The following is a 14,174-nucleotide window of genomic DNA, read 5'->3' as shown; positions in this document are numbered from 1 at the left end:
GTACCTATACACAGGATCAGGGCTTCATGCCGCCTTGCGCCGCGCGTCGAAGAAAACGCGCAGACGGGCCACCGCCTCCTGCAGCTTTTCCATCGAGGTCGCATAGGACAAGCGGATATAGCGGCGCGCCGTGAAGGGTCCGAAATCCAGCCCTGGCACCAGCACCACGCCGGCTTCGTAGAGCATGTCCAGGCTCAGCTGGTCGGCATCGTCGCATAGTGCGCTGCAATCGGCATACACATAGAAGGCGCCGTCCGGCACCACCGGCACCTTGAAGCCCAGGCTTTCCAGCGCCGGCACGATGTAGTCGCGGCGGCGCTTGAACTCGGCCTTGCGCGCCTCATACACGGCGATGGTCTCGGGCGTGAAACAGGCCACCGCCGCATGCTGGGCAATCGAGGACGCACAGATCAACAGGTTCTGCGCCAGCTTCTCCACCTGCGGCACCAGCGCCGGCGGCAACACCAGCCAGCCCAGGCGCCAGCCGGTCATGTTGAAATACTTGGAGAAGCTGTTGATGACCACCACGTCCTCGCCCAGCGACAGCGCCGAGAATGGCGCGCCTTCATAGGACAGGCCCTGGTAGATCTCATCGACGATGGTGAAGCCGTCACACTGGCGCACTTCGCCGAGAATGGCCCGCAATTCATCGGGAGCAATCGAGGTACCGGTGGGATTGGAGGGCGAGGCCAGCAGCACGCCGCGCGTCTGTTCTCCCCAGTGCTCACGCACCATCTCTGCGGACAGCTGGAAGCGATGTTCCGGGCCGCTGGCGATGAGCTTGGCGCGCCCCTCGAAGGCCGCTACGAAATGGCGGTTGCAGGGATAGCTGGGGTCGGGCATCAACACTTCGCTGTCGCGTTCGACCAACGCCGCACAGGCCAGCAGCAGCGCGGCCGAAGCACCGGCCGTGATGACGATGCGTTCCGGCGCGATCTCCAGCCCGTAGACGCTGCGGTAATGCTCAGAGATGGCTGCGCGCAAGGCCGGCAGGCCCATGGCTGCGGTGTATTGCATTTTGCCCTCGGCCATGGCGCGGGTAGCGGCCTCGACCACGGCGGGCGGCGCCGTGAAATCGGGTTCGCCGATGCCCATGTGGATCAGGTCGCGGCCCTGCGCGGCCAAAATGTCGGCCTTCTTGGACAGTTCCATCACGTGGAAGGGAGCGATGTGCTGCAGACGTGAAGCAAGTTGGTTCAGGTTCATGCGCTAATCCCAGACAACATGGGCAAAAATGACAAGACGGCGCCCGTGGCCACGGCGCCGTCCAAAAGCGAGCAGCTGCGCTGGCAAACGCAGCGGGCGCAAGTCGCTCAGCGGCGGCCGGCCGCTTCCACTTCGGTGGCGCGGGCCTGGGCGGCGAAGCGGTCCAGCACGCCGTTGACGTACTTGTGACCATCGATGCCGCCAAAGGACTTGGTGAGTTCCACGGCTTCGTTGATGACCACCTTGTAGGGGATCTCGATATGGTTCTGCAGCTCGTAAGCACCGATCAGCAGGGCCGCGTGCTCCACCGGCGAGAGTTCCTTGAGCGGACGGTCGATCAGCGGCGCCAGGCCCGCACGCAGCTTCTCGGCGTCGCGGATGGCACCAGTGAGCAGGGTATCGAAGTGTTCGGCGTCGGCCTTGTCGAAACCGTGGGCTTCGCGGATGTGGGCTTCGATGGCACCCGCGTCCTCGTGGTTGAGCAGCCACTGGTACAAGCCCTGCAACGCGAACTCGCGCGCGCGGTGGCGCGGGGTGCGGTTCTTGTTCGAATTGGCGTGTTGAGTTTTGTTCGACATGATGAATGCGGCCGGGGCCTTGGATAACTGAAACAAATGAATGCGAGTGCCGGCAGAGGCCGGCGGGGCGGCGGCAGGACGCAGGTCCCGCCGCTACCGGTGAATTATTCTTCTTCGGGGGCCTGGCCGAGCTCTTCCAGCACGATCGACAGGTTGGCCATTTCCACGGCCACGCGCGCCGCATCGGCGCCCTTCTCGGCCATGCGGACTTCGGCTTGCTCGTCGTTTTCGGTGGTCAGCACGGCATTGGCGATGGGCAGGCCGAAATCCAGGCCGATGCGGGTGATGCCAGCACCGGATTCATTGGAGACCAGTTCGAAGTGATAGGTCTCGCCACGGATGACTGCGCCCAGCGCGATCAGGGCGTCGAACTGTTCGGTCTCGGCCATCTTCTGCAGGGCCAGCGGGATTTCCAGGGCACCCGGCACGGTCACGTGCAGGATATCCTCGTCAGCCACGCCCAGGTGCTTCAGTTCGGCCAGGCAGGCGGCCAGCAGGCCATGGCAGACGTCTTCGTTGAAGCGGGCCTGGACGATACCGATGCGCAAGCTTTCGCCATTGAGGTCTGGTTCATAGGTTCCGATGGTCATGGCTGTTCCTTCTCGATAGGTTGACTTGCGTAATGGGGTAATGCGTCGGGCGGCTCAGTGGCCTTCGCGCGTCTGGTAACCGGTGACTTCCAGCTGGAAGCCGGTCATCGAGGGCATCTTGCGCGGGCTGGCCAGCAGCTTCATCTTGCACACGCCCAGATCCTTCAGGATCTGGGCGCCGATACCATAAGTGCGCAGGTCCATGCGGTCGGCGCGGGTAGGCTTGGCGGCGGCGGGCGTGCCGACCTTGTTGAGCGCGCCGAACTGGTCGAACATCTGCTGCGCCGATTCTTCGCAATTGAGCAGCACGATCACACCGGATTGGGCAGCCTGCACCGCCTGCATCGCAGCGGCCAGGTTCCAGGAGTGAGTGGTGGCACCGGCTTCGAGCAGATCCAGGATGGATACCGGCTGGTGCACCCGCACCAGGGTTTCCTTGCCCGGCTGGATGTCGCCGTGCACCAGCGCCAGGTGCGCGCCGCCCGAGGGTGTATCGCGATAGGCGATGGCCTTGAAGCTGCCGTGGGCAGTCTGCATCTGGCGCTCGGCCACGCGTTCGATGATGCTCTCGTTGCGGCTGCGGTAGTGGATCAGGTCGGCGATGGTGCCGATCTTCAGCTGGTGTTTTTCGGCAAACTCCAGCAGGTCCGGCAGACGGGCCATGGTGCCGTCTTCCTTCAGGATTTCGCAGATCACCGACGCCGGGGTGAGCCCGGCCATGGCAGTCAGGTCGCAACCGGCTTCGGTATGGCCGGCGCGCATGAGCACCCCGCCCTTTTGCGCACGCAGCGGGAAGATGTGGCCCGGCTGTACCAGGTCGGACGGCTTGGCGCCCTTGGAGGCGGCCACCTGGATGGTGCGCGCGCGGTCAGCGGCAGAGATGCCCGTAGTCACGCCTTCAGCGGCTTCGATGGACACGGTGAAATTGGTGCCATAGGCCGTACCGTTGCGGGTGGCCATGAGCGGCAGGTCGAGCTGGTCGACATGTTCTTCGGTGAGGGTCAGGCAGACCAGGCCACGCGCATGCGTGACCATGAAATTGATGGCTTCGGGCGTCACGAAGTCGGTGGCCAGCACCAGGTCGCCTTCGTTTTCACGGTCTTCTTCGTCGACCAGGATCACCATGCGTCCGGCACGGAGTTCGGCGACGATTTCTTCGGTTGTTGCAAGTGGCATGTTCACGCTCTTTTCCCAATTGGAACCCGCTATTTTAAAGGATTGCGGGCCTCCTCCGCTGGCCAATTACGCCATTTGCGCAGCCTGTGCAGCCTGGGTACGTTGCAAGGCTTCCACCAGCAGCGCCGGATCCCCCAGCGCCAGCCGTTTGGAATCCGACAAGGTTTGCCGGAAGGCACGCGCACCGGGCATGCCGGTCAACAGGCCCAGCATGTGGCGGGTGATGCTGTTGAGGCGCAGGCCGCGGCCATTGTCGCCATGCAATTCCAACTGGCGCTTGATGTAGGGCAACATGGCCTCGATCACCTCAGCGCGGCTGGGCTGGCGGCCACCGTCCAGATCGCCATAGTAGCGGGCGTCGAAACTGGCCATCAGGTAGGGGTTGTGATAAGCCTCGCGGCCCAGCATGACGCCATCCACGTGCTTCAGGTGCTCGTCGATCTCAGGCAGGGTCTTGATGCCGCCGTTGATGAGGATTTCCAGGTCGGGGAAATCCTGCTTCAGTTGATAGGCGTAGTGGTATTTCAGCGGCGGGATTTCGCGGTTTTCCTTGGGGCTCAAGCCCTTGAGGATGGCATTGCGGGCATGGACGATGAAGGTCTTGCAACCCGCCTCGGCGATCTGGCCGACGAAATCGCGCACGAAGTCATAGGATTGCACGTCATCGATGCCGATGCGGTGCTTCACGGTCACATCGATGGACACCGCATCGCGCATGGCCTTGACGCAATCGGCCACCAGCGCCGGTTCGCCCATGAGGCAAGCGCCGAAGGCGCCCTTCTGGACGCGCTCGGAGGGGCAGCCGCAGTTCAGGTTGATCTCGTCATAGCCCCACTGCTCGCCCAGCTTTGCACCATGGGCCAGGTCGGCCGGCTCGCTGCCGCCCAGCTGCAGGGCCACCGGGTGTTCCTGCTCGTCGAAATCCAGATGACGCGGCACGTCGCCATGCAGCAGCGCGCCGGTGGTGACCATCTCGGTGTAGAGCCAGGTGTGGCGGGTGATCTGGCGGTGGAAGACGCGGCAGTGGCGGTCGGTCCAGTCCATCATCGGGGCAACCGACAAGGTACGCGCAGGCAGGAATTTCTTCATAAACTGACGAAACGCTTCATTAAATTTCTGGGCAGGATGCCGGAAAGCCGGACAACAAGCGCCGGGGATGAACAAACCTTCATTTGACCGTTTTAGCACCCCGGATCAGCCGCAGCGGCAAATAGAAAGCCCGCAAGGCTTGCGCGTTGCGGGCTGGTGTCCCCTCTATCCTCTTCGAGATAGGATTTTTCGTACAGCGGACTCGATTCTGCACCACAATCCGGCAGCCGTCATTTCGCAATGCACAAAAACAGCGCAGCACAAACTATTTTGGACAAACGTTCATCTCATACAACGATAAACGGAAGTAAAGACCTTCATCTCACACCTGCCCGGCAGGCGTGGAAGCCGCCAGCCGCATGACTTCAGGCGGAATGGCAAAAAAAAAGCCCACAACCGAAGTTGCGGGCTTGAATCCAATTCTTTAGGAGGAAATTGGAGGAGACAGGTGTAACTATATGGCACTGCATCATGACTGTCTGCTTTTTTGTGCTGATATCAGTTATTCACAAAACCCATATCACCACCAGGCCAGCCTGCCACACCTGCAACCTCACAACAGGCCGCCCCAGCCGGGACTGCCCTTCCTGCTATCGATTTAGATGGATTCCTCGCGCGACGCCTTCTTGCGCTCGTGTTCCTTCAGGTGACGCTTGCGCAGGCGGATGCTCTTCGGAGTCACTTCAACCAGTTCGTCGTCCTCGATGAATTCCACCGCGTATTCCAGCGACAGTTCGATGGGCGGCACCAGGCGCACGGCTTCGTCGGTACCGGAAGCGCGCACGTTGGTCAGCTGCTTGCCCTTGATCGGGTTGACGACCAGATCGTTGTCACGCGAGTGGATGCCGATGATCATGCCTTCGTACACCGGGTCGTTGTGGCTGACGAACATGCGGCCGCGATCCTGCAGCTTCCACAGTGCGTAGGCCACGGCAGCGCCGTCGTCCTGGGAGATCAGCACGCCGTTGCGACGGCCGGCCAGTTCACCCTTGGTGGTGTCGACTGGCTTGTAGTCGTCGAAGACGTGGCTCATCAGGCCGGTGCCGCGAGTCAGGGTCATGAATTCACCCTGGAAGCCGATCAGGCCACGTGCCGGGATATGGTATTCCAGGCGCACACGGCCCTTGCCGTCCGGTTCCATGTTCTGCAGGTCGCCACGGCGGCGGCCCAGTTCTTCCATGACGCCACCCTGGTGGGTTTCTTCGACGTCCACGGTCAGGTTTTCGTACGGCTCTTCGCGCACGCCATTGACCATGCGGAACACCACGCGCGGACGCGAGACGGCCAGCTCGAAGCCTTCGCGGCGCATGTTTTCGATCAAGATGGTCAGGTGCAATTCACCACGGCCCGACACTTCGTAGGTCGAGTCGTCGTTCTCGGCCTGCACCACGCGCAGGGCCATGTTGGACTTCAGTTCCTTTTCCAAGCGGTCGCGGATCTGGCGGGTGGTGACGAACTTGCCTTCGCGGCCAGCCAGCGGCGAGGTGTTGACCATGAAGTTCATGGTCAGGGTCGGTTCATCCACCTTCAGCATCGGCAGGCCGTTGGGCGCATCCGGTGCACAGATGGTGGAGCCGATGCCGATTTCTTCGATACCGTTGATCAGCACGATGTCACCAGCCAGGGCTTCATCGACCAGCACGCGTTCCAGGCCCTTGAAGGTCAGCACCTGGTTGATGCGGGCCTTGGTCGGCTTGTCTTCCGGACCATTCATCCACACCACGTCCTGACCGCCCTTGACGCGACCAGCCAGGATGCGGCCCACGCCGATCTTGCCGACGTAGGAGGAGTATTCCAGCGAGGTGATCTGCAGTTGCAGCGGTGCGTCCGGATCATCCTTGCGGGCCGGGACGTACTTCAGGATGGCGTCGAACAGCGGCTCCATGTTGCCTTCGCGGGTTTCCGGATCCAGGCTGGCGTAGCCGTTCAGGCCCGAGGCGTAGATCACGGGGAAGTCCAGCTGCTCTTCGGTCGCACCCAGCTTGTCGAACAGTTCGAAGGTGGCGTTGATGGCCCATTCGGCGCGTGCGCCCGGACGGTCGATCTTGTTCAAGACCACGATGGGCTTCAGGCCCAGGGCCAGCGCCTTGCGGGTCACGAAGCGGGTCTGCGGCATCGGGCCTTCCTGGGCATCCACCAGCAGCAACACCGAGTCCACCATCGACAGCACGCGCTCGACTTCACCGCCGAAGTCGGCGTGGCCCGGGGTGTCGACGATGTTGATGTGGGTGCCCTTGTATTCCACCGCGCAGTTCTTCGACAGGATGGTGATGCCGCGTTCCTTTTCGATGTCGTTGGAGTCCATCACGCGGTTGTCCACTTGCTGGTTGTCGCGGAAGGTGCCGGACTGGCGCAGCAGCTGGTCCACCAGGGTGGTCTTGCCGTGGTCAACGTGGGCGATGATGGCGATGTTGCGAATTGCGCGGATATTGTTTGACATGGTGAATGTGGTTGGGAAATGCCGAATCTCGGGAGGCGCGCATTATAGCATGTTGCGACGCATGAACTTTGGAAAAACCTGTGTTTTCAACGGCTTGCCGCTGCTTCGGGGCTGCCCCGGAAGCCGCGCCGCAAGCCGCTTTGACGCTATCTGTGCTCAGGCGGTGGACACCAGCCTTTCGGGGGCCAGGATGGCGTATTCCTGCAACAGTCCGGTGCCCAGCAGGGCGGCATCCGAACTGCGATAGACGCGTACGCGCCCGGTCTGCTCCGGCACCGCCACGCCTTCCTTGCCCAGCGGCAAGCGCTGGCCATGCAGGAAGCGGCGCGCCAGCTCATCGGTCAGATGCACCGCCGGGAAGGTCCGCAACAGGCCATCCACCGGCAGCAGCAGGGCCTTGCGGGCCTCCAGCTCGCCGGTGGCATCGAAGGTCTCCAGCGTGACGGCACCCTCCAGCGTGAGAGCGCCGACCCCAGTGCGTCTGAGGGCATTGAGGTGAGCCCCACAGCCCAATACTTCGCCAATATCTTCACCTAGCACGCGGATATACGTCCCTTTGCTGCAAGTTACGCGGATGCGCAGCATGGGGGCGTGGTAGTCCAGCAACTCCAGGGCGTGGATGGTGACGTTGCGGGCTTCGCGTTCCAGCGTGATGCCGGCGCGGGCGTATTCGTAGAGCGGCTTGCCGTCGCGCTTCAGGGCCGAGTGCATCGGCGGCACCTGGCTGATGGGGCCACGGAATTGCGCCAGGGCTGCTTCGATCTGTTCCAGGCTGACGTCGACTGCGCGCTCGCTGATGACCTGGCCTTCGGTGTCGCCGGTATCGGTGCGCACGCCCAGGTGGACCACGGCCTCGTAGGTCTTGTCAGCTTCCAGCAGGTCCTGCGAGAACTTGGTGGCTTCGCCGAAGCACAGCGGCAAGAGGCCGGTGGCAAACGGGTCCAGCGTGCCCGTGTGGCCGGCCTTGGGGGCATTGAGCATGCGCTTGGCGCGGATCAGGGCATCGTTGGAGGACAAGCCGACCGGCTTGTCGAGCAACAGCACGCCATGCACCGGCACGCGCGGCGGACGGGGCGTGCGGGCCTGCTGGCCGCGTTTGGCGCGCGGCTGCGGGGTATCGGGAGAAGCGGAAACGGTATCCGCCGTCGTGTCGTCGGCCATGAAATGCAAGACCGGCCTCACGCTTCCGAGCAAGGAAGACGCAGACCGGTGTGAGGTAAATGAAGAAAACTGCAAGACTGCCTGCGCAGCCCGCACTGCCCGACTCCGGGCATCAGGACTCGTCGTCCGAATCCTTGGCGCGGGTGGCGTTGGCTTCGTCGATCAGGCGCGACATTTCAATGCCGCGTGCGGTCGAGTTGTCGTGCACGAAATGCAGTTCCGGCAGGGTGTGGATGGTCAGCCTGCGCCCCAGCTGGGTGCGCAGGTAACCGCCCGCCTTGCGCAGGCCGGCCAGGGTGTTCTTGATCGCTTCGGGGTTGTCCACCAGCGTGGTGAAGAAAACCTTGGCGTGCGCGTAGTCCGGCGTGACCTGCACTTCGGTAATGGTGATCATGCCCACTCGCGGATCCTTCAGCTCGAAGGCGATCAACTCCGACAGATCGCGCTGGATCTGGTCGGCGACGCGCAAGCCGCGTCCGGGAATGGATTTGCTGTGTTTTGCCATGCTTTAAAAAAACAATCCGCCGATGGCGTGGCGGGAGGATTCCCGCGTTGCTGCGACGGATCTTGCCAGTGAAGCCGGCGCATCGCGAACGATACGCCGGCGTATTGCATTACAGGGTACGGGCGACTTCCTGGACTTCGAAGATTTCGAGCTGATCGCCCACTTCGATGTCGTTGTAGCCCTTGAGCGACAGACCGCACTCGAAGCCCGACTTGACTTCCTTGACGTCGTCCTTGAAGCGCTTGAGCGAGTCCAGTTCGCCGGTCCACACCACCACGTTGTTGCGCAGCAGGCGTACTTGCGAGCCACGCTTGACCAGGCCTTCGAGCACGTAGCAGCCGGCGATCGAACCGACCTTGCTGACCACGAACACCTGGCGGATTTCCACCAGGCCCAGCGCCTGTTCGCGCTTTTCCGGGGACAGCATGCCCGACATCGCGGCCTTCACCTCGTCCACCGCATCATAGATGATGTTGTAGTAACGGATGTCCACGCCCGAGGCTTCGGCCAGCTTGCGTGCCGACGCATCGGCACGGGTGTTGAAGCCGATGATGACGGCCTTCGAAGCGACTGCCAGGTTGACGTCGTTTTCGCTGATGCCACCCACTGCAGCGTGCACCACCTGGACACGCACTTCGGCGGTCGACAGCTTCTGCAGCGACTGCACCAGGGCTTCCTGGGAACCTTGCACGTCGGTCTTGATGATCATCGGCAGGTTCTTGACCTCGCCTTCGGTCATCTGGTCGAACATGTTTTCCAGCTTGGCGGCCTGTTGCTTGGCCAGCTTCACGTCGCGGAACTTGCCCTGGCGGAACAGGCCGATTTCGCGCGCCTTGCGCTCGTCGGTCATGACCACCACTTCTTCACCGGCGGAGGGCACTTCGGTCAGGCCCTGGATTTCCACCGGCAGGGACGGGCCTGCCTCGGCGATGTTCTTGCCGTTTTCGTCCAGCATCGCACGCACACGGCCGTAGGCCGAACCGGCCAGCACGACGTCGCCGCGCTTCAAGGTACCGGACTGCACCAGGATCGTTGCCACCGGGCCGCGGCCCTTGTCCAGCTTGGCTTCGATCACCAGGCCACGGGCCGGCACATCCACCGGTGCCTTCAGTTCCAGCACTTCGGCTTGCAGCAGGACGTTTTCCAGCAGCGAGTCGATGCCTTCGCCGGTCTTGGCGGAGACGGCGATGAACGGGGCATCGCCACCGTATTCTTCCGGCACCACTTCTTCGGCGATCAGTTCCTGCTTGACGCGGTCGGGGTTGGCACCCGGCTTGTCGATCTTGTTGATGGCCACCACCAGCGGTACACCGCCGGCCTTGGCGTGGGCAATCGCTTCCTTGGTCTGGGGCATCACGCCGTCGTCGGCGGCCACCACCAGAATCACGATGTCGGTTGCCTTGGCACCACGGGCACGCATGGCGGTGAACGCCTCGTGGCCCGGGGTATCCAGGAAGGTGATCATGCCGCGCGGGGTTTCCACGTGGTAGGCACCGATGTGCTGGGTAATGCCACCGGCTTCACCCGAGGCCACCTTGGTGCGGCGGATGTAGTCCAAGAGCGAGGTCTTGCCGTGGTCGACGTGACCCATGACGGTGACCACTGGGGCGCGCGGAGTCGCTTCGGCGTCGGCGTGCTCTTCGCCTTCGACCAGCAGGGCTTCCGGATCGTCCAGCTTGGCGGCGTGGGCGCGGTGGCCCATCTCTTCCACCACGATCATCGCGGTTTCCTGATCCAGCACCTGGTTGATGGTGACCATCTGGCCCAGCTTCATCAGGTGCTTGATGACCTCGGAAGCCTTGACCGCCATCTTGTGGGCCACTTCAGCCACGGTGATGGTTTCGGGCACGTAGACATCGTGCACCACGGCTTCGGTAGGCACCTGGAAGTTGCTTTCACGCTGGTCGTCGCCATGCGAGTGACGGCGGCCCTTGGGGCCGGCGCGCCAGCCATCGCGGCCACCGCCGCCGGTGGCGCCACGCGACTTCATGCCGCCGGCACCACGCTTCTTGGCATCATCCTGCCAGGTCGAGGAGACATTGGCCGACTTGATCGACTTCTTGTCTGCGGCCACGGCGGGCTTCTTGTCATCCTTCTTCTCGCCCGGCTTGGCGGCGGTCGTGGCGGGCTTGTGCAGCGTGCCTTCGGAGGTCTTGGCTGCAGGTGCGGCCGGTTCCGGCGCCTTGATGACGCGACGCGGCGCATTCATCATGGCCTTGATCTGGGCCACTTCATCTTCCACGGCCTTGCGCGCACGGTCGGCGGCAGCGGCGCGGTCGGCGGCTTCCTTGGCAGCGGCTTCGGCCTTTTTCTTGGCTTCTTCGGCAGCAGCACGCTTCTTTTCTTCGGCAGCCGGATCGACGGCCGGAGCAGGCGCGGCAGCAGCGGTGGCGGCCGGTGCAGCAGCGGCCGCGGCCTTGGCCTTTTCGGCTTCGGCAGCCGCGGCGGCGGCTTCAGCGGCCTGGCGCTTGGCTTCAGCCTCGGCTTCTTCGCGGGCACGTTGCTGTTCCAGCTCGGCAGCCTTGGCCTGGGCGGCGCGTTCGGCCTCCAGCTGGGCCAGGCGTTCTTGCTGGGCCTTCAGTTCAGCCTGACGGCGAGCCTCTTCCTGCTCACGTTCCTGCGCTTCGATGGCCGGGTCGCGCTGAGGCGCCGCAGCACGTGCTGCGGTCTCTTCCACGCCGGGCTCGTCACGCTTGATGAAGGTGCGCTTCTTGCGCACTTCCACCTGGATCGTGCGCGATTTGCCGGTTGCATCGGCCTGCTTGATCTCGGTGGTTTCCTTGCGGGTCAGCGTGATCTTTTTCTTCTCGCCTTCCGGCGCGGCCCCGCGCGCACGGCGCAGGTGTTCAAGCAGGCGGTCCTTGTCTTCCTTCGACAGGGAATCGGATGCAGAGCTCTTCTCGACACCGGCCGAACGCAGCTGGGTCAGCAGCAGGTCAGCAGGCATCTTAAGCTCGGTGGCAAATTGGGCAACGTTGTTACTCGCCATTCAGTCCTCTTTTCTATGTGGCTCGGCAGATGATGTGGAGACGCTCCGCTTCTCAGCGGCCTTCGACTGCGCTCCATGCCTTGGCCTGCAGGGCCTTGGCGCGCTCATCGTATTTGGAATCGATGAGCTTCATTTCATCGTCGGTCACATCTTCAAATGCATTTTCAATCAGTTGGCGCGCGCGCTCGGAAGGCAGGGCCAGGATCGCGCCGAATTCGTCATAAGCCAGGCCGGCAAAGGCCGGCAGCGTCTTCACGCCAGCCAGGCCCAGCTTGCCGGCCAGCACACGGTCCAGGCCTTCGAAATTGATCAGCTCCTCGTCCATGCCTTCCAGGCCTTCTTCGGAGGCGATCGCTTCGGTCACCAGGGCGTCGCGGGCGCGGTTGCGCAGCTCATTGACGGTCTCTTCGTCGAACGATTCGATCTCGAGCATCTCGTTGATCGGCACGTAGGCGATTTCTTCCAGGGTCGAGAAGCCTTCCTCGACCAGGATGTCGGCCACTTCCTGGTCAACATCGAGCTTTTCCATGAACAGCGTACGGATCAGCGCGGTCTCGGCCGCCGACTTGTCGGCCGATTCCTCGGCCGTCATGATGTTGATCTGCCAGCGGGTCAGCTCGGCTGCCAGACGCACGTTCTGGCCGCCGCGGCCGATGGCGATGGCCAGGTTTTCTTCATCCACCACCACGTCCATGGCGTGCTTTTCTTCGTCGACCACGATGGAGGTGACGTTGGCCGGGGCCAGCGCGCCGATGACGAACTGCGCCGGGTCTTCGGACCACAGCACGATGTCCACGCGCTCGCCGCCCAGCTCACCGGTGACGGCCTGCACGCGCGAACCGCGCATGCCCACGCAGGTACCGATGGGGTCGATGCGCTTGTCGGCGGTGTAGACGGCGATCTTGGCGCGCACACCCGGGTCACGGGCAGCCGACTTGATTTCCAGCGAACCTTGTTCGATTTCCGGCACTTCCAGTTCGAACAGCTTCATGATGAATTCCGGCGCGGTGCGCGACAGGATCACCTGCGGGCCACGAGCACTGCGGTCCACGCGCAGGATGTAAGCACGCACGCGGTCGCCGATGCGCAGGTTTTCCTTGGGGATCATCTGGTCGCGCGGCAGGCGGGCTTCGATCTTGCCGGACTCGATGATGGCGTCACCACGTTCCATGCGCTTGATGGTGCCGGTCACCAGGGCATCGCCACGGGCCAGGAAGTCGGCCAGGATCTGTTCGCGCTCGGCGTCGCGGATGCGCTGCAGGACGACCTGCTTGGTGTCTTGCGCGAAGCGGCGGCCGAATTCGACGGATTCGATCGGATCTTCGATGTATTCGTCGACTTCGATATCGGGGAACTGTTCCTTGGCTTCGAACAGCAGCACTTCCTGGTCGGGCAGCTGCAGGCCGGCTTCGTCGGGCACCACGTGCCAGCGGCGGAAGGATTCGAACTCGCCGCTTTCACGGTCGATCGAGACGCGAATGTCGACCTCGCCTTCATAGCGCTTCTTGGTAGCTTGCGCAAGCGCATGCTCCAGTGCGCCGAAGACGACTTCCTTATCGACGTTCTTTTCGCGCGCCAGCGCATCGACCAACAACAAAATTTCGCGACTCATCCTTTGCGACTCCTAAAATCGACCTGCGGCACCAGGTGTGCCTTATCCACATCGGCCAGCGTGAAATTCAACACGGCAGCCGACCCATCGTTTGCTTCAAATTCCAATACCAGTTCCTCGCCCTCAGGTTCGCGCAACACACCTTCATAAGTCTTGCGGTTGGACGTACCGGGCAGCGGCACGCGCAGCTTGACCACGGCTTCGCAATCGACGAAACGCACGAAGTCGGAAAACTTTTTCAGGGGGCGGTCCAGCCCGGGCGAGGAGACTTCCAGACGCTCATAGAGCACGTTCTCCACGGTGAAGACGTGCAGCAGCTGATGCGTCGCCTTCTCGCAATCCTCGACGGTGATCGAACGCACTTCTTCTGCTTCGGGGTCGAACGGAAAATCGATGAAGACGCGCACCAGACCGCGCGCCGCCTTCTCGAACTCAACCAGTTCGTAGCCCAGGCCCGAGAGGGTGGATTCGATCAGCTCCAGCAATTGCAAGACTATTTCTCCATCACGATGCCGCTTTGCCATCACGGCGAGCGCACATCCAAAATTGATCAGCAAAAAAAAAATGGGCATCTGCCCATCTTTTGTTATCTCATGCAACTCGAGATCACACATCACGCGAACCACCGCATTTCCATCATTCATGGCGCAGGCGGATCTATCAATGATTTATCACATATGCGATTCGCGGCAGGTTGCGTTTAACTAACATATTATAACCGATTCAGGTATGCACAGCAAATCCGGAATGGTGTCAATTGTGATCGAGACACCAAAAACGTTCATAAAAAACGTCATTGGCGCACTCAACCACGCACGTCACGCAGCG

11 protein-coding genes are annotated in these 14,174 nt (G+C 62.4%); all 11 read right to left on the bottom strand.

Going from position 1 to position 14,174, the window contains the following annotated elements; translation table 11 throughout:
* Nucleotides 1-24: 24 nt before the first annotated feature.
* The 11 genes from ACVC5H_RS06875 to rimP all read right to left on the bottom strand — a co-directional run bounded on the left by ACVC5H_RS06875 (nucleotide 25) and on the right by rimP (nucleotide 13,837).
* Entirely contained in the window at nucleotides 25-1,206 is a 1,182-nt protein-coding gene (locus ACVC5H_RS06875; RefSeq protein WP_489621611.1) for a pyridoxal phosphate-dependent aminotransferase, read from the bottom strand.
* Nucleotides 1,207-1,313: 107 nt separating this feature from the next.
* Nucleotides 1,314-1,784, bottom strand: coding sequence for a transcription antitermination factor NusB (nusB, locus tag ACVC5H_RS06870; protein WP_338716138.1), 471 nt, complete (start codon nucleotides 1,782-1,784; stop codon nucleotides 1,314-1,316).
* A 104-nt stretch (nucleotides 1,785-1,888) separates the two neighbouring features.
* Nucleotides 1,889-2,374, bottom strand: coding sequence for a 6,7-dimethyl-8-ribityllumazine synthase (gene ribH / locus ACVC5H_RS06865; RefSeq protein WP_489621610.1), 486 nt, complete (start codon nucleotides 2,372-2,374; stop codon nucleotides 1,889-1,891).
* 54 nt (nucleotides 2,375-2,428) lie between these two features.
* A complete protein-coding gene (gene ribBA / locus ACVC5H_RS06860) occupies nucleotides 2,429-3,550 on the bottom strand; it encodes a bifunctional 3,4-dihydroxy-2-butanone-4-phosphate synthase/GTP cyclohydrolase II (protein ID WP_489621609.1) in 1,122 nt (373 codons plus the stop codon).
* A 66-nt stretch (nucleotides 3,551-3,616) separates the two neighbouring features.
* Nucleotides 3,617-4,597, bottom strand: coding sequence for a tRNA dihydrouridine(20/20a) synthase DusA (gene dusA / locus ACVC5H_RS06855; RefSeq protein WP_489622660.1), 981 nt, complete (start codon nucleotides 4,595-4,597; stop codon nucleotides 3,617-3,619).
* A gap of 640 nt (nucleotides 4,598-5,237) precedes the next feature.
* Nucleotides 5,238-7,079, bottom strand: a complete 1,842-nt coding sequence (typA, locus tag ACVC5H_RS06850) for a translational GTPase TypA (RefSeq protein ID WP_489621608.1) — start codon at nucleotides 7,077-7,079, stop codon at nucleotides 5,238-5,240.
* Nucleotides 7,080-7,235: 156 nt separating this feature from the next.
* Nucleotides 7,236-8,240 carry a tRNA pseudouridine(55) synthase TruB gene (truB, locus tag ACVC5H_RS06845; protein ID WP_489621607.1) on the bottom strand — a complete coding sequence of 335 codons (1,005 nt, stop codon included), beginning with the start codon at nucleotides 8,238-8,240 and terminating at the stop codon, nucleotides 7,236-7,238.
* Between the two features lie 112 nt (nucleotides 8,241-8,352).
* Entirely contained in the window at nucleotides 8,353-8,745 is a 393-nt protein-coding gene (gene rbfA / locus ACVC5H_RS06840; protein ID WP_489621606.1) for a 30S ribosome-binding factor RbfA, read from the bottom strand.
* 109 nt (nucleotides 8,746-8,854) lie between these two features.
* Nucleotides 8,855-11,734, bottom strand: a complete 2,880-nt coding sequence (gene infB / locus ACVC5H_RS06835) for a translation initiation factor IF-2 (protein WP_489621605.1) — start codon at nucleotides 11,732-11,734, stop codon at nucleotides 8,855-8,857.
* 52 nt (nucleotides 11,735-11,786) lie between these two features.
* Nucleotides 11,787-13,346, bottom strand: coding sequence for a transcription termination factor NusA (nusA, locus tag ACVC5H_RS06830; RefSeq protein ID WP_139971846.1), 1,560 nt, complete (start codon nucleotides 13,344-13,346; stop codon nucleotides 11,787-11,789).
* A complete protein-coding gene (rimP, locus tag ACVC5H_RS06825) occupies nucleotides 13,343-13,837 on the bottom strand; it encodes a ribosome maturation factor RimP (RefSeq protein ID WP_489622659.1) in 495 nt (164 codons plus the stop codon). Before rimP ends, nusA begins: the two co-directional genes overlap by 4 nt.
* Nucleotides 13,838-14,174 lie beyond the last annotated feature (337 nt).

It is taken from the genome of Herbaspirillum sp. Her3, from assembly GCF_057961275.1.
The sequence above is the reverse complement of the archived record's forward strand: the minus strand, read 5'-3'. Positions and strand labels throughout refer to the sequence as shown.